The organism is Flavobacterium sp. MMS24-S5, from assembly GCF_050320125.1.
In the GTDB taxonomy this organism is placed as follows: Bacteria; Bacteroidota; Bacteroidia; order Flavobacteriales; family Flavobacteriaceae; genus Flavobacterium; species Flavobacterium tyrosinilyticum.
Map to the genome: position 1 here is coordinate 5,213,476 of NZ_CP190016.1, position 23,081 is coordinate 5,236,556.

17 protein-coding genes and 2 pseudogenes are annotated in these 23,081 nt (G+C 35.8%); 10 read left to right on the forward strand and 9 right to left on the reverse strand.

Annotated features, from left to right (window positions below; all coding sequences use genetic code 11):
- The first annotated feature begins 477 nt into the window (after window positions 1–477).
- The 3 genes and pseudogenes from ACPWTF_RS24025 (at window position 478) to ACPWTF_RS24035 (ending at window position 6,366) form a co-directional block, all read left to right on the forward strand.
- Window positions 478–3,669, forward strand: coding sequence for a SusC/RagA family TonB-linked outer membrane protein (locus tag ACPWTF_RS24025; protein ID WP_427873621.1), 3,192 nt, complete (start codon window positions 478–480; stop codon window positions 3,667–3,669).
- Between the two features lie 12 nt (window positions 3,670–3,681).
- Window positions 3,682–5,106 (forward strand): SusD/RagB family nutrient-binding outer membrane lipoprotein, encoded by a 1,425-nt coding sequence (locus ACPWTF_RS24030; protein WP_427873622.1) that lies wholly within the window; start codon window positions 3,682–3,684, stop codon window positions 5,104–5,106.
- 328 nt (window positions 5,107–5,434) lie between these two features.
- Window positions 5,435–6,366: pseudogene (locus tag ACPWTF_RS24035) on the forward strand (NAD-dependent epimerase/dehydratase family protein).
- Window positions 6,367–6,456: 90 nt separating this feature from the next.
- Here the strand turns inward: ACPWTF_RS24035 and ACPWTF_RS24040 are convergent.
- The 5 genes and pseudogenes from ACPWTF_RS24040 to ACPWTF_RS24060 form a co-directional block, all read right to left on the reverse strand.
- Window positions 6,457–7,227, reverse strand: a complete 771-nt coding sequence (locus ACPWTF_RS24040) for an alpha/beta hydrolase (RefSeq protein WP_427873623.1) — start codon at window positions 7,225–7,227, stop codon at window positions 6,457–6,459.
- Window positions 7,228–7,234: 7 nt separating this feature from the next.
- Window positions 7,235–7,714, reverse strand: a complete 480-nt coding sequence (locus ACPWTF_RS24045; protein ID WP_427873624.1) for a hydrolase — start codon at window positions 7,712–7,714, stop codon at window positions 7,235–7,237.
- 162 nt (window positions 7,715–7,876) lie between these two features.
- On the reverse strand, window positions 7,877–8,914 hold the full coding sequence (locus ACPWTF_RS24050) for an alpha/beta hydrolase (RefSeq protein ID WP_427873625.1): 1,038 nt from the start codon (window positions 8,912–8,914) through the stop codon (window positions 7,877–7,879).
- A gap of 25 nt (window positions 8,915–8,939) precedes the next feature.
- Entirely contained in the window at window positions 8,940–9,683 is a 744-nt protein-coding gene (locus ACPWTF_RS24055; protein WP_427873626.1) for a hypothetical protein, read from the reverse strand.
- A gap of 178 nt (window positions 9,684–9,861) precedes the next feature.
- Window positions 9,862–10,161, reverse strand: a pseudogene (locus tag ACPWTF_RS24060) (sensor histidine kinase); the annotation flags it as partial.
- Between the two features lie 107 nt (window positions 10,162–10,268).
- Here ACPWTF_RS24060 and ACPWTF_RS24065 point away from each other — a divergent pair.
- Window positions 10,269–11,345, forward strand: coding sequence for a response regulator (locus tag ACPWTF_RS24065; RefSeq protein WP_427873627.1), 1,077 nt, complete (start codon window positions 10,269–10,271; stop codon window positions 11,343–11,345).
- Window positions 11,346–11,349: 4 nt separating this feature from the next.
- On the forward strand, window positions 11,350–12,246 hold the full coding sequence (locus tag ACPWTF_RS24070; RefSeq protein WP_427875785.1) for a sigma-54 interaction domain-containing protein: 897 nt from the start codon (window positions 11,350–11,352) through the stop codon (window positions 12,244–12,246).
- An 87-nt stretch (window positions 12,247–12,333) separates the two neighbouring features.
- Here ACPWTF_RS24070 and ACPWTF_RS24075 read toward each other — a convergent pair whose 3' ends face one another.
- A complete protein-coding gene (locus tag ACPWTF_RS24075; protein WP_427873628.1) occupies window positions 12,334–13,122 on the reverse strand; it encodes an alpha/beta fold hydrolase in 789 nt (262 codons plus the stop codon).
- A 281-nt stretch (window positions 13,123–13,403) separates the two neighbouring features.
- Between ACPWTF_RS24075 and ACPWTF_RS24080 the strand changes: the two genes are divergently transcribed.
- Window positions 13,404–14,222: an alpha/beta fold hydrolase gene (locus tag ACPWTF_RS24080; RefSeq protein WP_427873629.1), complete on the forward strand. Its 819-nt coding sequence runs from the start codon at window positions 13,404–13,406 to the stop codon at window positions 14,220–14,222.
- Between the two features lie 242 nt (window positions 14,223–14,464).
- On the opposite strand, the gene ACPWTF_RS24085 is transcribed toward ACPWTF_RS24080, so the two are convergent.
- On the reverse strand, window positions 14,465–15,091 hold the full coding sequence (locus ACPWTF_RS24085) for a metal-dependent hydrolase (protein WP_427873630.1): 627 nt from the start codon (window positions 15,089–15,091) through the stop codon (window positions 14,465–14,467).
- Between the two features lie 491 nt (window positions 15,092–15,582).
- On the opposite strand from ACPWTF_RS24085, the gene ACPWTF_RS24090 reads away from it, so the two are divergent.
- The 4 genes from ACPWTF_RS24090 to ACPWTF_RS24105 all read left to right on the forward strand — a co-directional run bounded on the left by ACPWTF_RS24090 (window position 15,583) and on the right by ACPWTF_RS24105 (window position 20,334).
- The gene (locus ACPWTF_RS24090; protein WP_427873631.1) at window positions 15,583–17,034 is read left to right on the forward strand and encodes a TolC family protein; all 1,452 of its coding nucleotides are present in this window, start codon (window positions 15,583–15,585) and stop codon (window positions 17,032–17,034) included.
- Window positions 17,035–18,027 (forward strand): HlyD family secretion protein, encoded by a 993-nt coding sequence (locus tag ACPWTF_RS24095; RefSeq protein WP_427873632.1) that lies wholly within the window; start codon window positions 17,035–17,037, stop codon window positions 18,025–18,027. It abuts the gene before it with no gap.
- A gap of 62 nt (window positions 18,028–18,089) precedes the next feature.
- Window positions 18,090–19,208 (forward strand): ABC transporter permease, encoded by a 1,119-nt coding sequence (locus ACPWTF_RS24100; protein ID WP_427873633.1) that lies wholly within the window; start codon window positions 18,090–18,092, stop codon window positions 19,206–19,208.
- Window positions 19,177–20,334 (forward strand): ABC transporter permease, encoded by a 1,158-nt coding sequence (locus ACPWTF_RS24105; RefSeq protein ID WP_427873634.1) that lies wholly within the window; start codon window positions 19,177–19,179, stop codon window positions 20,332–20,334. Before ACPWTF_RS24100 ends, ACPWTF_RS24105 begins: the two co-directional genes overlap by 32 nt.
- Before the next feature lie 483 nt (window positions 20,335–20,817).
- Here ACPWTF_RS24105 and ACPWTF_RS24110 read toward each other — a convergent pair whose 3' ends face one another.
- Complete coding sequence (locus ACPWTF_RS24110; RefSeq protein ID WP_427873635.1) at window positions 20,818–21,987, reverse strand: porin; 1,170 nt, start codon at window positions 21,985–21,987, stop codon at window positions 20,818–20,820.
- Window positions 21,988–22,031: 44 nt separating this feature from the next.
- Window positions 22,032–23,081, reverse strand: a complete 1,050-nt coding sequence (locus ACPWTF_RS24115) for a type II asparaginase (RefSeq protein ID WP_427873636.1) — start codon at window positions 23,079–23,081, stop codon at window positions 22,032–22,034.

Consider the following 23,081-nt stretch of genomic DNA (forward strand, 5'->3'; position numbering starts at 1 on the left):
TATGTCCATCCGTTTAAAAAGGTTAACATTTTTTTTGCAAAAAGTTTAATTAAAATTTGGGTAATATTATTTTTAACTTACTTTTGTTCTATCAAATTAGTAGAGTTTAAAAATATAAGTTAAAAGCCAGAGATTAAGAACCACGATATTTCATTTCAAAATACGCAAAAGCATTCGGCAGTTTTCGTCCTTATGCATTCTACGGTTAAAATTCCTCTTTTTTAATTCATTATAAATTTTAAAAAGTACAATAATCCCGAATAGGGGTTAAAATTTTATAGGCCAATTTAAAAGAATAGTAATCCAAAAAAAAAATAAAAATGAAAAAACGAATGTGCTGCAGATAAAAAGAAAAAACCATTTCTGTTGCAGCAGAAATGGTAGAAGCTTAAAAAGAAATTGTCATCTCTAAAAGGGAAAGCTAGAATAGCATAAAGCGCTCTAAGCTCGCCTTATTTATTAAACTAAAACAAAGTAATGAAAATAAAACTAAAAAGATATGCTTGGCTATGTATTTTCTTGATTTCCATAGGAGTTAAAGCTCAAGAGACAAAGCCACTAATTCAGTCTAAACTGGAAGGAACAGTTGTCGATGCCGTTACAAAAGAGCCTATTATTGGGGCTTCGGTAACGATTCAAGGAACTACACATGGTGTTATTACAGATACAGATGGAAAATTTTATTTCCAAACAGGACAAAAATTCCCTTATGTACTTTTAGTTAGTTATTTAGGATATAAAAAACAAGAAGTTGTAGTAAACAAAAACGATATTACGATCGATCTTACCGAAGAACAAAACGCTTTATCTGAAGTTGTGGTTACAGCACTTGGGATTTCAAAAGAAAAGAAATCTTTAGGATATACAACTCAATCAGTAAAAGGAAAAGAATTGGCGACTACCAAAGAAACCAACTTCTTGAATGCTCTTTCTGGTAAAGTAGCGGGTGTGCGTATTACCAATTCGCAAGGAGATATGGGATCTTCTCGTATTATTATTCGTGGAGAAACTTCTATTGCAGGAAACAACCAACCGCTTTTTGTGGTAGATGGTGTTCCTGTAGATAACTCTCAATTGAATTTTGGTGGAGCTACTCGTGATTTCAGAAATGCAATTGCCGATTTGAATCCGCAGGATATTGAAACTTTGACTGTTTTAAAAGGGCCAAATGCCGCTGCTCTTTACGGATCGCGTGCTGCTCATGGTGTTGTGCTTATTACAACAAAATCAGGAAAAGGACAAAAAGGAGGATTTGGTGTTACTTTTAATACAGGTCTAACTGTTTCTCAAGTGGCTACTTTGCCTTCTTTCCAGAACACTTTTGGACAAGGATCTAACGGAAGATTTAGCTATGTAGACGGAAAAGGTGGAGGAGTTAATGATGGTGTTGATGAAAGCTGGGGACCAAGAATGGACGGACGCCTTATTCCGCAATTTTACTCTAAAGGAGAAGCAGTTCCTTTTATTGCGCACCCAAATAACGTGAAAGATTTCTTCAACACAGGACTTACTTACGATAATAGTGTTTCTATCGCAAAAGCTAACGATAAATCAGATTTCCGTTTAGGTGTAAACAATCAAAAACAGCTTGGAACTGTACCAAACAGTGAAATCAACAAAACCAACTTTTCTATTAATACTAATTATCAGATTTCTGAAAGTGTAAAAGTTGGGGTTAATGCCAATTATATCGCTACAAATGCTCCTCAATTGCCAGGTGGTCCATCTGGTGGTCGTGCGGCTGGGGTAATGCTTCAGTTTCTTTGGTTCGGACGTCAGGTTGATATTAATGAATTGGAAAAAGATAGAAATACCAACTGGAATAACAGCTATTACAGCAACCCGTATTGGAATGCCTATTACAATACAACAAGTCAACAGCGTAATCGTTTAATTGGAGATATCCATTTAGATGCGAAATTGGCTGAAGGATTAAACTTCAGATTCCGTACAGGAGTTGATTATTATAACGATAGAAGAAAATATACTATTAAATATGGTACAAATGGAACTCCTTTCGGATCGTACGCAGAAGATGCTTACACTGTAAATGAGCAAAATACTGAGGGTATATTTCAATATACAAAACAGCTTAACGATGATTTTACTGTAGATGCACTTGCGGGATTCAACATTCGTAACCATAGCGATGCCAACAACTATCAGAAAGCGCCTCGTTTAGCGGTTCCAGATTTGTATACTTTAACAAACTCTAGAGATCCGTTAACATCATCAAACTCATTATCTAGATTGAGAGTTTACAGTGCTTACGCTTCTGCTCAGTTTGGTTTTAGAAATTATGCTTTCTTGAACGTTACGGCGCGTAATGACTGGTCTTCTACATTACCAAGCAGCAACCGTTCTTATTTCTACCCATCTATTAACGGTAGTGTGGTTTTAACAGATGCATTAAATATTAAGAGCAGTACATTAGATTTCTTAAAGCTTCGCGGAGGATGGTCTGAAGTAGGTAACGATGCAGATCCGTACCAATTGGCTACAGTTTATAATTTCCAGACTGCATTTGACGGAAATCCGATCCAGACTTCTTCTCAAAGAAAACTGAATGAAAATTTGAAGCCAGAAACGACACGTTCTACTGAGATAGGTGGTGAAGCTTCTTTCTGGAAAAACAGACTTCATTTTGATATCGCGTATTACAATACCAATAGTTTTGACCAGATTTTAGAAATCAAAACTACAGCAGCAAGCGGTTATACTTCGCAGTTAATCAATGCAGGTAAAATTAATAACCAAGGTATTGAAATACAGTTAGACGGAAATCCTGTGCAAACAGAAAACTTTAAGTGGAATGTTGCGGTGAATTATTCTAAAAATAAAAGTAAAGTAGAAATTCTAGATTACGCAGGAGATATTAAAAACTATACGATTGGTTCTTCTGGAGGTGTAGATGTATTGGCGTCTGTAGGGCAAGCGTATGGAGCACTTTACGGAACAGCTTACGAGCGTGATGCAAGTGGGAATATTGTAGTAGGAGCAAATGGTCTTCCAAAAGCAGATCCGACAAAAAAAGTATTAGGACATTATACTCCAGATTATTTAGCTGGTCTTACGAATACTTTGACTTACAAAAATCTTGAGCTTTCTTTCCTTGTTGATGCTAGTGTTGGTGGAGAACTTTTCTCAGGAACAAACAGAACAGGTAACTATACAGGGGTTTTAGCACAGACTCTTCCAGGTCGTGGTGCTGAAAATGGTGGTTTAAGCTACTATTATCCAGGAAACAATACCGCTAATCCGAAAACTTTGGTAACAGGCGGAGCAGCTCCAGGTGGTGCAACAATTTATGATGACGGAATGATTTTCGGAGGTGTATTTGCAGACGGAACTCCTAATAATAAAGTGATTAGCGCACAAGAATATTATAAAGCATCATACAATATTAGTGAAGCTTACATCTATAGTTCAACTTTCGTAAAAATGAGAGAGATAAAACTGACTTATAATTTTAATAAAAAGCTGATTAAAAAATTAGGTTTAGAAGGAGCAAGCGTTACCGCTGCTGGCCGTAACTTATTCTTTATCTACAAAGATGCTCCAAATATTGACCCTGAAACGGCTTTCAATACTGGAAATGCACAAGGATTGGAAAGTTTAGCTTTACCAACAACTAGAAATTTCAGTTTAAACCTTAACGTTAAATTTTAAAAACTCGGAATCATGCTAAAAAAACTATCATATACAATACTGTTTGCATTGACACTGAGCTCTTGCAGTGATACTTTGGACGATATTAATAAAAATCCAAATGCAACTGAAACCCCGCTTGCACCATATCTTTTAACTGGTACTTTAAAGCAAAGTGCCGATTTGTACTGGGGAGATGCAAATAACTTTAACTCGACTTTACTATTTGTGCAGCATTGGGCTAAAATTCAATATACAGAACCAGATCGTTACGATGTTTCTAATGCTTCTTTCACGACATTGTGGGATAAGGGATATTCGACTCTAATTACAGATTTGAATACGATTTTAAAATTTCCCGATGCTCAGGCAAACTCTAACTATAAAGGTATCGCCTTAACGTTGCGTTCATGGACATTTTTATTGCTGACAGATGCTTACGGAAGCATTCCGTACAAAGAAGCGGGTCAAAATGTAACGCCTGCATATAACACACAAAAAGAAGTATATACAGGATTGCTTGACGATTTAAAACAAGCGCAATCTTTGTTAAATCCAGCAAATGGTTCTGTTACGGGTGATTTGGCTTACAAAGGCGATATTTTGAAATGGAAAAAACTGGTAAACTCACTTCGTTTGCGTATTGCGCTGAGAATTTCAGACAAAGAACCAGGTTTGGCAAAACAAGCTGCTATAGACGCTACAAGCGACGCAGGAGGATTAATTGGCAGTAATGCAGAAACCTTCCAATTTGTTTATACAAGTTCGCCACAGCAAAATCCAGCTTCGGCTTGGTTTGAAACTAGAGATGATTTCCGTATTTCAAAAACTATGGTCGATCAATTGTATGCATTGTCTGATCCACGTTTGCCTGTTTTTGCACAATTGCCTTCAGATGCAACTGTAGGGAAATATGTTGGAGGTGCAAACGGCTTATCAAATAGTGATGCCAATAGCCAAGGTTTTGCTAAAACATCAAAACCAGGAACTTATTTCTTAACATCGGCTTCTCCTGCGATAATTGCTTCTTATTCGGAAACATTGTTTAATCTTGCAGAAGCAGCAGCCCGCGGATATATTTCGGGAGATGCAGAACAGTATTACAAAAATGCTATTACAGCATCTTTGAATCAGTTTGGAATTACGAATGCGACTACGATTTCAACTTATTTAGATCAAGCAAGTGTGAAATATGATGCGTCAAATTATGCTAAATCTATTGGTACACAAAAATGGATTTCTTTCTTCGGACAAGGTTTAGATGCTTTTACAGAATGGAGAAGATTGGATTATCCAGTTCTTACAGCTGGTCCTGCTACTGTTTTGGACGGAAAAGTTCCTTCTCGTCTTTTCTATCCGGGTACAGAACAATCACTAAACGGTGCTAGTTACCAAGCAGCTGTAGCGGAACAAGGAAAAGATTTATTGACAACCAAATTATGGTTTGATGTAAAATAAAAAATGTTGTTGTTTTTTTGAGTTAAAAAAAAGCCCTGTATCTTAAATGATACAGGGCTTTTGCTTTCGCATTTCTACATAGTTCAATTTAAAAAAGCAAAAAAGTTATAGAATTCAGTAACAAAACTTTCTTTGATTTTACTAATAAGAAAGACGGCAAAAATGGTATGTTTTTTTGTTGTAATTTAGAAATAAATTAACTGATTTATAGGTTTTAAAGTAGCAATAAAGTAGAATATAAATGAGTTAGAGTTTATGAGACTTGTTGCAATTTCTGCAGTAAATACAAGTGTTAGAAAAAATAAAGCAATTTAAAAAGTTAAGCAGTATGCAAACTATATTAGGAGCCAACGGACAGATTGGAGAAGAATTGGCCAGAGAACTAAAAAGAAATTATACCTCAGATATACGAATTGTAAGCCGTAAAGCACAAAAAGTAAATGATACAGATACCGTTTTTTCGGCAGATTTAACCATTAAAGAAAATGCAATAGAAGCCGTCAAAGGCAGTGAAATAGCCTATTTTACATTAGGACTTCCAATGGATACTGATTTATGGGAAAAACAGTTTGTGCTGATTTTAAGAAATGTTATTGAAGCTTGTAAAATCAATAAAACGAAATTGGTCTTTTTTGATAATACCTATATGTATCCGCAAGACAGCAGAGTGCTTACCGAAGAAACGGCTTTTGAACCTGTCGGCAGAAAGGGAGAAATTAGAAAACAAATGACGGAAATGGTGCTAAGCGAAATAAAAACGGGACAATTGGAAGCCGTAATCTGTCGTGCGCCTGAATTTTATGGCAACCTGCCAAAACGCAAAGCATTACCAATACTTTAATCTTTAAGGCTATTAAAGAAAATAAAAAACTAAAAGTGCCTTTGAAAGACTCTAAAAAAAGAAGCCTAATTTGGACACCAGACGCAAGCCGTGCCACAGCTTTAATAGGCAATACACCAGATGCTTTTGGGCAGACGTGGCATTTGCCAGTAGATGAAAGCCATCTTAATTATAAAGAATTCATTGCCTTAGCTTCTGAAATATATGGGAGAGAACTAAAATATAAAGTTATTCCAAAGTTTGTTTTTACCATTGGAGCGTTTTTCAGTAAACAAGCAAAAGAACTCCAGGAATTGCTTCCAAGATATGAGCATGCCAATGTTTTTGATGATTCAAAATTTAGAAAGCGTTTTCCGGATTTTGCAGTAACAAGCTATAGAAGCGGAATTGAAGAAATAAAAAAGGAGCAGCAATCTTAATCGGAATGATGGTTTGAAAGAAAATTAAAAATGCTAAATCCAAAAGATCTAGCATTTTAATATATTTTTTAAAGTTGAAATATATAATTTCTATAACGATTCATACCAATTTAAGATATAATCGGCAACACTTTCCCAACCCGGTTCTCCGCAAATAAAGTGGCTTTTGCCATCAAATATTTTTAGATCAACACGACCTGTATTTTCCTTATATCGGCTTGCAATTGTTTCCGTTAAACTAGGAGGGAAGATATGGTCGTTTCCACCGCCAATAAACAAAATAGGTTCGTGCGGTTTTTTGAAATTGATATTGGAGAAAGAATTCAAAACCAATTCTCTACTCACTTTATAACTTTCAGGCACTGCGAATTTCTCAAAAGCAATGCTTTTTTGCGATTCCGGAATGGTATTAAAAAAAGCATAATCATACCATTTTCTGCTTCCCATAAAATATTTGCTTGTAGAGAAAAAACCAAAAGCCGGTATTACTGTTTTTAAGGTTTGAAATGGCGGAAACACATTTTTTGGAGGCGCTCCATCAATGCTTACTCCAGCCGCTGCTTTACCTAATTCAACCAGTTTTAAGGTGGCCATACCAGCCATAGAATGTCCAATTACCAAAGGCTTTTCGGGTAAAGTGTCTATTAATTTGCTGATAGCCGTAACAATATCTATAAATCCAGTTTTGGTAAGATCAGGATGGACTCTTGCTCTCAATTCGGCAGGAACTCCTTCGTGTCCTGGATTTGCGGGAGTATAAACCGTATATCCTTTTTGTTCATAGTACTTTTTCCATTCTGTCCACGTTTTGTCGTTCACAAAATTTCCATGAATGAGTACAATATTTTTCGATTTTGACATGATTCTTTTATTTGATTAATGTTAGAATTTCTTTAAAAATTTCCCGTCTCGAATCTTTTACAAGTTCATAAAGGCACATTTCAACATTGGTTACTGAAGCTCCTTTGTGCTGCAGTTTTTGCAAAGCAATTTCAATGCTTTCCTCTGATCTGGAAGAAATACAATTGGCTACAACTTCGACTTCAAAATTATAGGCCAATAATCCTATTGCCGTTTGATACACACAGATATGAGCTTCTATACCGCAGATTAGCCATTGCTTTCTGCCAGAATCTATAATCGCCTGTTTAAAGGTTTCATTATCCAAAGCATTGAAAGAAAACTTCTCAATTGGCTTCTGATCCTGAAAAAGCTTTTCTAATTCAGGTATCGTTGCGCCAAGTCCTTTTGGGTTTTGTTCGGCCCAAATTATCGGAATTGAAAGTAATTGACAACCTCGGATAAGTTTTTCCAAATTAGCGGTCAGCTTTTCGCTGTTGTGCACCATTCGGCCAATTTTCCTTGAAAATCAATTACAATCAATCCAGTTTTTTCTTGTACAAGCATAACGACTTCTTTTTATTGTTTTTGAGAATTAAATTTACAAATTTATTTTATTGTAAAATATTTAATTACAGGTTGTTATGTTTGTTTTGTTCAAGAATTAGTCTTACTTCAAATACTTTTTAAGTTCTGCTGCGGCTTGAATAAAAAGTGCTTTTGTCTGCGGAATTTCAGCTAAACCATTCAATAATCCGAAATCGTGAATGACGTCGTTGTAACGAACAGTTGTAACGACAACTCCAGCATCACTCAATTTACGTCCGTAAGCTTCTCCTTCATCTCTCAAAATATCATTTTCGGCAACCTGAATCAAAGTTGGAGGCAGGCCTTTCAGCTGAGATAAATTGGCTTGCAGTGGCGAAGCGTATATTTCTTTTCTTTTGGAAGGATCTACGTATTGATCCCACATCCATTTCATTAAAGAATCGGTCAGAAAGCGCTGTTTGCCATATAGTTTATACGATTCTGTTTCAAAATTGGCATCGGTTACAGGCCAGAAAAGAATCTGCACTTTATAGAGCGGCGTTCCTTTTTCTTTCGCCATCAAAGCACTCGCTGTAGCGAGATTTCCACCTGCACTGTTGCCTACGATTCCTAATTTACTTCCATCCACATTGATTTCGCTTCCATGCGCAGCAATCCATTTTGCAGCTGCATAAACCTCGTTTACAGGCTGAGGATATTTGTGTTCTGGAGCGAGAGAATAATTGACAAAAACGCCCACATAACCCGTTAAAACGGTTAAATCTCTAACCATTCTTTTGTGCGTATGATAATCGCCCAGTACCCAACCGCCGCCATGAATGAACATAAAAACAGGCAGTTTTCCTTTTGCGCCAGCGGGACGAACAATATTCAATTTGATTTTGTAACCGTCGGCTGTAATTTCTTTTTCCGATTCTTCAATTCCAGACAAATCAACTTTAAAAGCATTTTGAGCGCCGACCAATACATTTCGGGCGTCTGCAACCGGAAGCGATTCTAATGGAGCTCCTCCAGAATTTAGAGGTTTTAAAAAGGCTTTTACGGCTGGAGTCAAATGCGGATCTGTAGCATAATCGCCTTGCGCATAACCTTTTGTTGTTAAAGTGTTTAGAATAATATAAGGGATAAAGATCATTTTTAAGAGAATTGATTTTTTCATTGTGTTTAAGCTTTAGAATTATGTTTTATTTTACAGAATAAGGCAATGAAAGATTTCCGCTGGCAACAGTATAAACTTTGTATACCCCGAGCATTGGCTTAGAACCTTCAGAATCATGCGAACCGCCAGCTCCTGTGCTAACTTCCATATAGCAGCTTACAGCATCAAACTTAAAATTGGTTTTGTTGTTGATTCTAAAATCGGGTACGATTACTTTTATAGAATTTCCTTTAGCCACGATATTAAAACCAGGACTATCCATATACATTGCCATTCCAGGATTTGTTGGAGGAAGAACCACATTTGGATCTCCTTTTGTAAATTCTCTAACCGAAAGTCCGCCGGCAACACGTTTGTCTTCCACTAACAAAACCCAGTGTGCATGCCAGATTAAACCATCATTTAGATAATTTCCATCAAGATTTTCATCCCAAAGCGGAGTGTCTTCAAAATCGGGATGAGAAGTAAGTGCAAGTGCTACTATTCCTTCGGCTTGACCGAAACCAATATCAGAAGATTTTAAAGTAGTCGGAAAAACATAGGCCAAAACTGGCGCACCATTTAATTGACCAACTGGTTTGGGCATTGTTTTTCCTGCAGTTCCTTCTACTTTAATGTCCCAAACCGTAAGGCCTAAATCTGCTTTATGAGTTATTGTGGCCGATTTTATTTTAAAATCACTGTTATTGTAGGAACTGCATTTGTCGCAGGCTTTTGCAGCGCTAAAATTTAGAAATAAAATGATGATTAGCAATATTGATTTTTTCATAATAAATTGGTTTTTAAGGGTTAACTTCTCTAGAAAACCAATTTACATGCCATGGCAATAAAAGCTTTAATAATACGGTTTTAGCGCTTTTTATGGAGATTAAAAGCGCTATATTTCGCTAAACCCATTTCGATTCGTGAGATTTCGCTACAAAAGAAATTAGGTTTTGTTTTTTATACTATCTTCTTTTTTCATTGATTGGAAACTCTTTAGAGAATTCTATTTTAAGTATTGTTCCGTTATTGTTTTCCATAGAAAAAGCCGCATCCAAATCATCGCTAAGACCTCTTATTAGGCTTAAGCCAAACGAATTGATTTTTTTGTTGCTGATGTTTGCATCAAAGCCCACTCCGTTATCGGCAATGGTCAGCAGGTATTTGTCTTCGGTTGTCGCTTGGAGCGTTACATAGATCATTCCTGTCCTGTTGTCTGGAAAAGCGTATTTTATTGAATTGGTAATCGCTTCGTTTAAAATAAGCCCAAGCGGAACGGCCTGTAATTTGAAAACGACTAATTTTAATTACGATAATTAACTATTTTTGTATCAATAAATTAAGTGCAAGATAAGATAAAAAATACTCACTTATGAAAAACTCTCCCGATAACGGACATGAAACTGTTGCTGCTAGTTTGAAAAAACGAATTTTAATTGTAGAAGATCAATTTATTGAAGCTCACGATTTACAGTTAATTCTCGAGAAAGCAAATTATGAAGTGATCGGAATCGCGCGGTCGGTAGAACAGGCTTTAGAGCAAATTGAAATTGAAAAACCAGATTTGGTCTTCTTGGATATTATGCTCAAAGGAAGCCGAAATGGTATTGAGTTGGCGCATATTCTTAAAGAGAAATATATTGGCTTCATATTTATTTCTGCCAATTCAAGTAAAACTGTATTAGATAAAGCCAAAACTACTCATCCTTATGGGTTTATCGTAAAACCTTTTCGAGATCAAGATGTGCTAACGACTCTTGAAATTGCATTTTATCGTCAGCAGTATAGCCTAGAAAGTCAGCTAATGCAGCAGTTTCAGCTTCAGGCCGCAATTACAGAAATTATAAATTCAAACCTGAAGAAAGAAGAGGCGTTATTGGCATTTGCAAAAGTGGCTCAAACTTTTATTCCTTTTGATTATTTGGAAACCGGTTTTGTCACCTCGACACATTATGATAACATCGGAATTGTGCGCAGAAATTTAGAGCAATATCAAATCATCAATTTGCAGAAACTTTCGCAAATAGCGGTATTATCTGAAAAGGAAATCAATGAAACCTACAGGAAATCAAAAGTAGACAAGAAACCTATAATTTATAGCGAAGAAACCTTGATTAACAACCTACAAGAAGCGCCAATTAAAGCTTTAATTGCACATAATTTTGGGATCAAATCTTATTTGGTTTTTCCACTTTCTATTGCCTCGATCCAGAGCTATCATTTTACTTTTTACAGTCGTAATCTTACTGTTTATTCTCAAGAACACTTACGATTATTGGAGTCGCTCGAAACACTTTTTCATCAATTTATTGCTAAAATTTATTCGAAAGAAGATTTAAATCTGCCTATTAAAAAAACGGAAGTCAAAAGCACAATTTCTCCTGTAAAGCCACAAGAAGACTTTGAAGGCATTATTGGCAATAGTTCGCAAATGAGTACGGTTTTTTAATTATATTCGAAAGGTTTCGCCTTCAGACACTTCGGTTTTGGTTTTAGGAGAAAGCGGAACAGGAAAAGAAAAAATTGCGCAAAGCATACATGCTTTATCTCCGAGAAAAGACAAACCTTTGGTTATAATTAATTGCGGTGCTATTCCTGAAAATCTTGCCGAATCATTACTTTTTGGACATGAAAAAGGAGCTTTTACAGGCGCTTTGGACAGACGTATCGGTAAATTTGAATTGGCAGATGGGGGAACTATTTTTTTAGACGAAATAGGAGAGATGTCTCTCGAATTGCAGGTAAAACTGCTTCGTGTTCTGCAAGAAAGAGAAATTGAGCGTGTGGGCGGCACTTCGTCAATGAAAATAGATGTTAGGATTATTGCTGCAACCAATAAAAATTTGGAAGAAGAAGTGGCAGCAGGACGATTTAGAATGGATTTGTACTATCGTTTGCATGTTTTTCCGATTATGGTTCCGCCGCTAAAAAAGAGAAAAGAAGACATTCCAGATTTAGCCAATCATTTTATAGCAGTTTATAGTGAGAAAATGGGCAGAAAAGCGCCCATTCTTTCCGATTTTGCTTTGCAGCAGATTCTAAATTACAATTGGCCAGGAAACATTAGAGAACTAGAACATGTAATGCAACGCGCCATTTTGCTGACAGAAGGAAATACGATTAAAGAAATTGAACTTTCTATGTCTTCCAAAATTCATCCTGAACCAGTACAAGAATCATTTTCAATAAAAACGATATTAGAAAATGAACGAGATTATATTTTATATATCCTTAAAAAATGCAACGGAAAAATTTCTGGAGCGGGTGGCGCTGCCGAAATTTTAGACATTCATCCGTCGACTTTAAATTCTAAGATTAAAAAATTGGAAATAAAGAAAGGGATTATTTAGCAGATTTATTGATTCCGTTTTTTAGTCATGTTTAAAGATATAGCCCGTTGTTTCCACCACGGGAACACAAAAAAAATCCGCAATCCATTAAGAAATTTTCTTTAGCCAATTGGCGATAAACTCAGCTGTAGTCTGCCAGTTTTCTTGATTTATACTCAAATGATTGCCATCTTGAAATTCTTTGTAACAAGTGATAGAATGAAGGTTTTTATATTTTTTAAAGTTTAAATTATTTAAAGAAGCAGGAACAAAAGCATCTTGTGAACCCGCTACAAACAAAAGCGGATTGTGTTTTTTCTTGAAATCAATCTTAGCTGATTTGGAATAAATGTTTCGTATAACTGATTTAGATTCGGGAATCAATAGAGCTTCGTAAGCTTCTTTTTGCTTGTCAAACGGCATTTGGTTCGCAAAATAGTATTGCCATGTCTTAAAAGGCATTAAAAAGGTCTTATTTATTGAACTAAGACCATCGGAAAGATTCCAAATTGCTTTATAAAACGAAAAATTAAAATGCATAAGATTGCCAGGCGGAATAGAATTGATGCAGATTCCGTGCGATCCCAATTCTTTTTGAAGAAGTAACTGCGTTAGAAGTCCGCCATAGGAATGGCCTATCAAAATTGGTTTTTCAGGAAGCTTGTCAATGATTTCAGTATAATAATCCAATAAGTTATCTAAACGGATTAAAGCAATTTTGGACTCTGAATGGTTTTGTCTCAAATCGACTGCCAATTCGTTTTTGTAAAGCCAAGGCGGAGCAACCGTTTTATAGCCTTCATTTTCAAAAAAAACAATCCATTCTTTCCAGCAAGCATGGCTGATGAATGTTCCAGTAATAAACATAATCGTTTTTTTAGTAGATAAATACATCATATCGAAGCTGTTAGATTAATGTTTTGAAAAGAGTACTATTTCATTTACAAAAAACAAAAGGAATGCCTTTTTTATAAAGTATTGATTCTAAAAGCATTGTTTGTAAAACAGATTTAGGAATTATTATATATCGTTAAAAAGAAGATTGGATTCTTGAAATATCATAATTCTTTAGTATACGAATAATCGTTAAATGCTTTATTGTTAGTGTTCTGCGTTTTGGTTTAATCTTTGTCTACTTGATGAAAACGAATATTGATTTCAATCTTTAACTTATAATTATGGAAAAAATTTATGACGCAGAGACACGTTTTGCCGATTTAGGCGATCGTAAAATTGCTTATCGTTCGTACGGCAAAGGAAAAGCTGTAATTTTTGTGAACCGTTTTAGAGGAACACTAGATACTTGGGATCCGTTGTTTGTGGCATCGATGGCAGAAAAGTTCAACGTTATCGTATTTGATTATTCTGGAATTGGCTCTTCTACAGGAAGTCTCGCTCCAGACATTACCGTTGTAGCCAAAGATGTAAAAGATTTGGCAGATGCCTTAAAATTAGATTCGGTTGTTGTTTTAGGATGGTCTTATGGTGGGTTGGTGGCACAGACGGCAACTTTGCTTTATCCTAATTTGGTAACGCATGCCGTTTTGGTAGGAACAAATCCGCCGGGAGAAAACAAAGTTCCTATTGAGCAAGCGTTTTTTGATGCCGCACTCAAACCTTTAAATGACTTTGATGATGAAATTGTGCTGTTTTTTGAGCCAAAATCAGAATCAAGCCGTTTGGCAGCAAAAGCTTCGCACGATAGAATTCATAAAAAGATAGCCGTAGATAAAATTCCTTCTACAATGGATGTTTTTCAATTATATTTTGGCGGAGGAGATACTTTTAGAGAAGATGCTTTAAACTTTAGAGAACAGCTGAAAAAGACCAAAACTCCCATTCTAATTATTTCTGGAGATCATGATATCAGTTTTGCCGTAGACAATTGGTATCCGATTATCAATCAAATGACAAATGCTCAAATGATTGTTTATGCCGCAACAGGGCACGGAACCTCAACATCAATATCCGGAACTTACCGCGCAATATATCATTAATTTTGTGGAATACATATAATTTGAAGTTCATCAGCAAAACTTCATTATATGCAAAAGGAATAGTGTCAGCAGCTATTCCTTTTTTTTATGAAAAAAATTTGGTGTTGTTTTCTGTGTTCTTTTTTATAAAATGATATTTCGCTAAAACCCACATTTTAGCGAAATATAGCAAAGAAAAATAACCAATTTAAATCTCGATAGTTGTGTTTATTTTAGGTAAGAATAATTGAAAAGAAGCTTTGTTAAACTCCTCTAAAGCTTTTTGATCTGTCCATTACAATAAATCCAAAAGTATCGTAATGAACACCTAATATTTTGTTTACCCCAACGAGTTTTGCGGCTTCAATAGCTTCTTCAATTCCCATAGTAAGTCCGTCGCCAATAGGGAAAACAGCAAAGTCAAGTTTGGTAAATTTCGGAATAAGCTGCATGTCTAAAGTTAGAGCCGTATCGCCGCTGTAATAGAAATTTCCATCTGTGGTTGAAAGCACAAAACCACACGCAATTCCGCCGTAAGAGCCGTATATAAAACTGCTAGGATGCTGGGCTATCACACATTTTACGGTTCCGAAATCAAAATCAAACTTTCCTCCTGGATTAATGGGATGTGCATTTTCGATTCCGTTTTTCAGTAGCCAATTATAGATTTCAAAATTTCCGAGCACTTTTGCGCCCGTATTTTTGGCAATTCGCTCGACATCGAGAATATGGTCATAATGCGCATGAGAGATAAAAATGTAATCTGCCTTTATAGCATCTACATCAACTTCTTTTGCTAACTCATTTGGTGTAATAAAAGGATCAAAAAGAAGGTGTTTTCCGCCAGCATAAACAGAAAAACACGAATGCCCGTAGTAAGTAACTTTCATGATAAATAGTTTTAAATCAGTTAATAATGATAATTATTTTCAAGAAATGTGCCAGTGGGGAATGACGTTATAAAAGCAAAATTATTAAGAACTGTGTTTAAATGCTCCACAGGAGCAAAATATTTATAGAAGAATCTATTTCGCATCTACAAAAAAGCTCCAGAGGAGCGATGTAAAAAATGGTTTTAGATAAGGAGATTGCATTATGCTGATTTTCCGTAAATTAAAATAGCACTTATAAAATAAAATCTTTATCTTTAACTAGTTGGTATATCGGTATATATATGATTTTTGCTGGTATACTTTTTTCGCTGTTTAGGTTAAGTACCCAAATTTTCGTAAGCAGTATATTCTAAATAAATTTAAACCATTTCAGAATTTATCTGAATAATAAGTTTTTATCTCATTTCTATTTTATCCTGCTGTTTTTAATTAGACAGCAAAGAAGTCGCTAGTTAAAAGTAATTTCAATTTATAAGAATATTATATAGATGCACATAAAACTAAATTTTCTAAAGCCATTTATCTTGTTTTGCTTTTTGTTCGGTCTGGAAACAAAAGCGCAGACCACTTCTCTGGAAGAATGTTTTTCTATAGCACAGCAAAATAATATTACCATAAAACAAGCAAAATCTGCATTAAAGACAGGCGAATATAATCTTCAGGCCGAAAAGAAAGGCTACTTGCCTAAAGTAGATCTTTTATCGAGTTATTCTTATTTGAGTAATCCGCTTACGATAAATCTGCAGACCGTTAAAGACGGAGTTGTTGAGGGTTCATCACAGCAAAGTGTGAATACGGCAAACGAAATTTATCATGAAATTACTGGAAATAACTTATCGCAGGCAGCACAGGATCGTATTTATAATGCATCAAAAACGGTTATTGGAGGTATTTATCCCGATTATAATCCTAGTTTAAGCAAGCAGTCTTATTTTATTGCAGGAGTAGGAGTTCGTCAGCCTATTTTTCTTGGAAATAAAATAAATTCGAGCATAGATCTAGCTCAATCAGTAGCCAATTCAGCAGGAATTGGTGTTGAGATAGCAGGTAAAGAAGTTGATTTTTTAATTGTTGTGCAATACCTCAGAATATTATACCTCAACTCTTTAATTAAAAAGCAGGAACAGATTGTAAATGCTTTAGATAAAAATAAAATTTACGCCGAAGAATTGGTCAAAAATAAAATATTGCCTCCGTACCAACAAAACTGGACGAATGTGGTTTTAATTCAGGCGCAGAGTCAGTATAACAATATTAAGATGGATAAACAAAATGCCCATCTTGAACTGAATAAATTAATGGGAGTTGATCTTGACACCACAATAGTGATTTCTGACACTTTACGATATACCGAAATCAATCTAGAAAAACCTATGAAAGATTATTGGCTTACAAATCCGGTTTATAGAATCGCAAGCAATAAAATCTCTTATGCAGAAACTGCTGAAAAAATCAGTAAATCATTGGCTTTGCCGAATGTTTTTGCCATTGGAAATTACAATTTATATCAGAAAGATTTACCGGTTTCTATTCCAGATTGGTTTGTAGGACTGGAATTGCAATGGACTTTGTATAACGGACAGACTAGCAAAAAAACTTTAGCTGCAAAACAATTAATAGAAGAAGCCAAGTTAGGAGAGGAAAATTCTAGTTTAATGCTTCAGGTGCAGTCGAGAGTGGCAAAGAATAAAATGAGTTCGCTGCAAAATGATGTTATGGCTATGGATGCGGCGAGAAAAGAAGCCAATACAACCAGCAGTTTAATTACCAAAAGAATGAATAATCAGCTATCATCGCCAAAAGACGTTAATGATGCTTTGCTGGTAGAAACAGAGATAGAAAAAGGGTATTATACCGCTGTTTTAGGATACTATCTGGCATTAGCTGAATATTTTAATAGTTTAGGAAATCCAAGTCAAATAACGCAATTTATTAAATAGATGAAAGATATATTTAAAAACTACTGGGCGCTGATCATTCCAATCTTTGTAGTAATAGCAGGACTGATTTTTTTCTTAAAAGACAATAACAAAGAAGACGATAATTTTATAGGAATGGTTGATGCAACAAGTGTTGACGTTGCGGCCGAATTCCCAGGTAGATTGGATTCGTTGCTTGTAAAACAGGGCGATACTGTAAAAACAGGACAATTGCTGGCTGTACTTCGATCTAACGAAATAAACGCCATAAAAGCGCAGGCATTATCGGCAATTGATGCAGCAAAAGGTCAGCAGGAACTGCTTACACAAGGAGCAAGACCAGAGTTGATAGAAGCGACTTCTAAACTCTATCAGATCAGTCAGGAACAATATAAATTGTTTAGCACGACTTATGATCGCATGGAACGATTGTATAATGAAGATGTAATATCAGGACAGGAAAAAGATGTTTTCTATTTTAAGTTTCAAGCGGCTAAAAAGGAAATGGAAACCGCTCAGTTAAATCTTCAGATGCTAAAAAACGGAACTCGACCAGAATTACTAAAAACTGCAAATGCTATCGTAAAACAAGCAGAACAAGCTTATGAACTGACTAAAGCGCTTGGAGATAATACTAGAGTTTATGCGCCAGCAGATGGCGTAATTTCTAACTTGGTTACGCATCAGGGCGAAATTATTTCTATAGGATATCCGATTATGACCATAGAGAAGAAAAACTCTACTATAATTAAGTTTAATATCAGACAGGATAAATCAAATCTGCTAAAAGTTGGGCGCAAGACAGCGGTTAAAGTTCCAGGTTGCGAACCTGAAACCTTTGATGCCGTTGTGCATTCTATTGCGCCTACATTAGAATTTGCCAATTGGGTTCCGTCAAAAGATAAAGGAGAATTTGAACTTAGAACTTTTACAATAGAAGTGAAACCCGAAAACCTTACACAAATTAAAGGACTTCGTTCTGGTATGACTGCTTCTTTAATTCTTCCTCAATGATTTTGATGCTGAACATAATGATTAGGGAATGGAAGCGCATTCTAAGTCTAAAGGTATTTTATTTGGTAATGCTTATAGTTCCTGTCGCTTTGTTTTTCTTCTATGCTCTTATTTACCAAAAACAAGATGCCAAGAACTTAGCATTTGCGATTTGGGATGAAGATCAAAGCGCTATAAGCAGAGAGCTGATTTTTTTATTAGAACAGAAAGAAACCTTGCAGATTACGAGAAGAGTAAGCAGCGAAGCCGAAGTTAAAAAACTGATTCAAGAAGGGAAAATACTGGGCGCCGTACATTTTCCTGCCAATCTGCAAAAGAACATCTACAGCCGTCATCCGAGTAATGTTACTTTGTACACCAATGCCGCCGCGCTTGTTCCTGCTAAGTTAGTTTATAAGGCTGTTGCCGAAGTTGTAATTACAGGAAGTACAGGCGTAATTTTACAGAAATTGGTAAAAACTGGAATGAAATCTGATCAGGCCATGGCGATTGCAAATCCGATCAGTCTGAGAACCTATCAGCTTTATAATCCAACTTACAATTATCAGGAATATTTGGTTCCGGGATTAATAACAGTCGGAATGCAGATGATTCTAATTATCAGTTCTATGCTGGCTTTAAATTATGAATGGATTACAGGAACGATGCACGAACTGTACGATTCATCAAATGGTTCTGTTCTCAGAGTAATTGTTGGAAAAACAATAGCTCATTTAGCCATCAGTTGGATTAATTTTCTCATTATTACGGGAATTATTTTTACTTTTTTCGATATCGGGGTTCCCGTAGCCACAGGGAAGTTTTTTGTACTATACACCATGCTTTCTTTGGCATGCATTGGTATCGGAATGTTTATATCGGCTTTGTTTAAAGATGTAATGCTTTCGGGAGATGTGGCTCTTTTTTATACTTCGCCCGCTTTTGTGTTCAGCGGATTTACTTTTCCGAGATGGGCAATGCCTTGGTACGATCAGTATTATGCGCTTATTATGCCTTATACCGCTTTTTTAGACGGATTTTTTAAGGTGTATTATATGAATTTGCCTTTAAAATATGCTCAAGGCGAATTCGCCAAACTCTTGCTGTTTTGCTTGGTCATGTATCCTACTGCGATGTTGTTGTTTAAACGTCAATTTAATTCGATTAAAGATGAAAAAGAAACCGCATCAATCGCTGATTAATCTCTTTTTGAGAGAAGCTTCGCAAGTAGTAAAGGATCATAGTTTGCTGCTGACGCTTCTTATCGCTCCTTTGCTTTATGCTTTTTTTTATGGAAGTATTTATATCAATAAAGAAGAATTTGATGTAAAATTAGCGGTCGTAGATGATGATGGCTCGAGATTATCACGTTTGCTGCAGCAGAATATAGATGATTCTCCAATTGTAGAACTAATTCATTTTTCGAATTTGGAACAGGCAAAGGAGCAGATGTATCAAGGCAATTGTCAGGGATATTTTTATATTCCAGAAGGAACAGAAGCCAATTTGCTGAGTTTAAAACAAAGCAATGTAGTATTGGCAATCAATGCTGCAAGATTTCTGCCATCGAGTGATTTGTTGTTAAATGTACAGCATATATGCCTGACAGTTGGAGCAGGAGTACGTCTTCAATATTATCAGAAAAAAGAAGGCATGAGCACTACTATTGCTATGGAAAATGTGATGCCTGTAAATTTAGATTATCGTCCTCTATTTAACGAAAGATCCAGTTATGGCGCATTTTTATTGCCAGGATTGTTGGCCTTAATTCTACAGCAGACCTTATTAATTGGCTTATGCGAAAGTGTAGCAGGCGAGCGGCAGCGTTCTCGTTTAGGAGAATGGCTTGGTTCGGGCATTTCTAATGGTATTTGGGGCAAAGGATTGTTTTATCTGATACTATTTGCTTCGTACGGCTTTTTCTTTTTAAATGTAAATTATAAACTACTTAATTTACCCATGCGAGGCAGCGGATTTGAATTAAGCTTATTGCTGCTTTTGTTTATTGTTACTTTAATTCCGATGGCGCAGTTTATTGGTTCTTTGTTCCAATCACAATTGCTTTGTTTGCAGATGATGGCTTTCTCAACTTATCCGATTTTCTTGATTACAGGATACAGCTGGCCTTTTGAATCGCTTCCGCTAGCATTGCAGTGGCTGTCTAATCTTTTACCTACAACGCCTTTTATTGTTTTGTATACCTCCATTGTACAATCGGGTGCCAGTTTATGGGATAATCCGTCTGTTTTATTGCATCTTATTCTGCTTTTTGCTTTTTATAGTACGATTTGTTTTATTCGTTTAAAATATTTGATGAGGAGAGAATAAAGAATAAAGATTAAAGAATTAAGATTAAAGGATTAAGAGTTGTGAGTTATGCCTAATCATTACGCAGCATATATTCAAATATAGCCCGTGGTTTTAACCACGGGGATGCGGGATGAGTTATGCGTGTTGCCTAATCATTATGCATATATTTAAACATAGCCCGTGGTTTCAACCACGGGGACACGGGTGAAATGTTTATAAACCAGTTATTAATTTGAATTGGCTCCAGCTTTAGCTAAAGTTTAAATAAAGAGAATCATAATGGCTTTAGCCAAAAATAGCGATTTGGCTAAAGCCTTATTCTTGAGATTGTTAAATACCTCCAGCTGAAGCTGGAGGCTATTCGAAAAGAAGCTTAACTTAAAGCATTTTAAATTATTCTTAAATCTGCCTAATCTGCGAGAGAACAAATTAGAAATGCTGGAATAAATCGTAAAACTCGATTTATTCCAGCATTTCTAATGGAGTTAATTATTTAAAATTTTATAATACAACTAGAGGCGAAATTATACCAATCATAATTCTTCCAGTGGTGCTATTAGATTGCCCTAAACTTGTTTTTGAATAATCGCTGTACTCATAAAAACGAGCGACATAAGTAGCAAAGAACTTTAAATTAAAGTTTTTAATTGGATAAAATTCTACTGTCGGAATAACGCCCCATGCGGTACGGATTCGGCTAGAACTGATATTTGGATCGGGTATATCTTTCCATGAAGCCGTGCTAACCATTCCAATTGCCGAAATTTTCCAGTTTTCATTCAATGAATATACAGTTCTCAGCCAATGTTCGATATAATATACATTTTCTGCCGCATGATCTAAAACCGTGTCTGGAATTAAAGAAGTCACAACTCCTGTTCGATCCAGATCTTCGCTGCTCCATTTGAAATCATATTGAAAAAGCCATTTTTTGGTTCGAAACTGATTTCCTAATGCCGTATAATACATATTTACGGGGTGTCCATTTTTTGAAGCTTCCTGAAAAATACTGAAACTGTAAATCGTTTTAAATTTTCCATCTAAAAAACTACCGTTCCAGTTTCCAACATAGGCAGCAGGGAATTTTGCTTCTTCGACATTTGGCACATTTTGATAGAGTTCAGGAAAAGTTTTAGTTCGAGAATTTAAAATCTGAGCAGAAAAAACATGATCCTTATTGAGTTCCCAGTTTAACTGAACTCCAGTTAAAAAGTTATCTGAATTATCGACAATATCATTGTACTGATAAATGTCAATTGGATTCATGTCAAACTCATAACCACCCCAGTTTGCGGTCATTTTTCCAATGGCAATACTTGTCCTGTTGGATATATTATACCCAATAAAAGCCAAGTCTGTAGAACTGCTGATATTGTCTGTAGATTGTGGTTCAGTCTCTTTAGTATATCGGTCTCTAAACCTAAAAAATACTTTATCCTTATACACTTTCCCTTTTACTTCCAATCTAAATTGGTTCACTTCAAATTTACTGCTAGTATATTTTCCGTCTTCAATATAGCTGTTAAAACCAACCTGAGTATTGAAAATTAAATCGACATTATTGAGCAAATCAACTTTGGTTGCTTTTATTAGGGGAGTTTTATGATTGAGAACGGTATCAGTCTGTTTTTCCTGCTGGGCATAGGCACCAGCGGCCAGAAAAACACTCAAAATTATTGAAGTTAAGATACGCATAGTTTACAATATCAAATGGTTTAATACTCAAAGAAGTATTCTTGGAGTTTTTTACTGTCTGTAGTTTGGGTAAGTCCCAACATTAATAGAATCCTCGCTTTTTGCGGAATTAAATCATCTGCGACTATAGTACCAAGTTTTTGATCATCGGTTTCGTCAAATAAAGTAACTCTTCCAGACGGTACTCTAGAAGCTCTTGCAACGGCAATTCCTTTTTTAATAGCGCTAGCCGCAGCATCAGAGTTTACTTTGTTTAGATTTCCGTTGCCTAAACCGCCAGTTACAATTCCTTTTACTCCAGAAGCTACATACGCATTTATGGCAGTTGCCGGCGCATCAGCATATAATTCGACAACAGCTACTTCTGGTAAAGTGGTTAAGCCTGTAATATCAAAAGGAGTATTTTTATTGGTTTTTCTTATCGGATTTTCGTAAAGAGAAACTTTTCCGTCATAAACCTGTCCGATTGGACCGCTGTTTGGTGCTGTAAAAGCATTTAAGTGAGTAGTGCTCGTTTTTACGGCATTTCTTCCCGTAAAGATATATTCATTAAATACCAGTAAAACACCGCTGTGTGCTGCTTGTTTAGACGCTGCTAAAGTTACGGCATCGTATAAATTCTTTGGACCGTCTGCGCTTATGGCTGTTGCTGGACGCATAGATCCGGTAACGATTACGGGTTTATCAGATCGTACCGTCAACGATAAAAAATAAGCTGTTTCTTCCTGCGTATCGGTTCCGTGAGTGATTACGATGCCATCGGCTTCATTATTTTTATAAATTTCGTTGATTCTTTTATTCAGCTTAATCCAAATCTCGACAGTCATGTCCTGACTCCCTACGTTTGAAATCTGTTCTCCAGAAATTTCGGCAACTTTATCAATTCCTGGAACCGCTGCGATTAAATCTTTTATAGGCAATTGTCCTGCAGTATAAGCAGAGCGATCTGCAGATGCGCCTTGTCCGGCAATTGTTCCTCCAGTTGCAAGTATCTTAATTCTAGGTAATTTTTGGGCATAAATACCTGTTACCAATAAAACGGACAATAATAAAGTAAATAAATTTTTCAT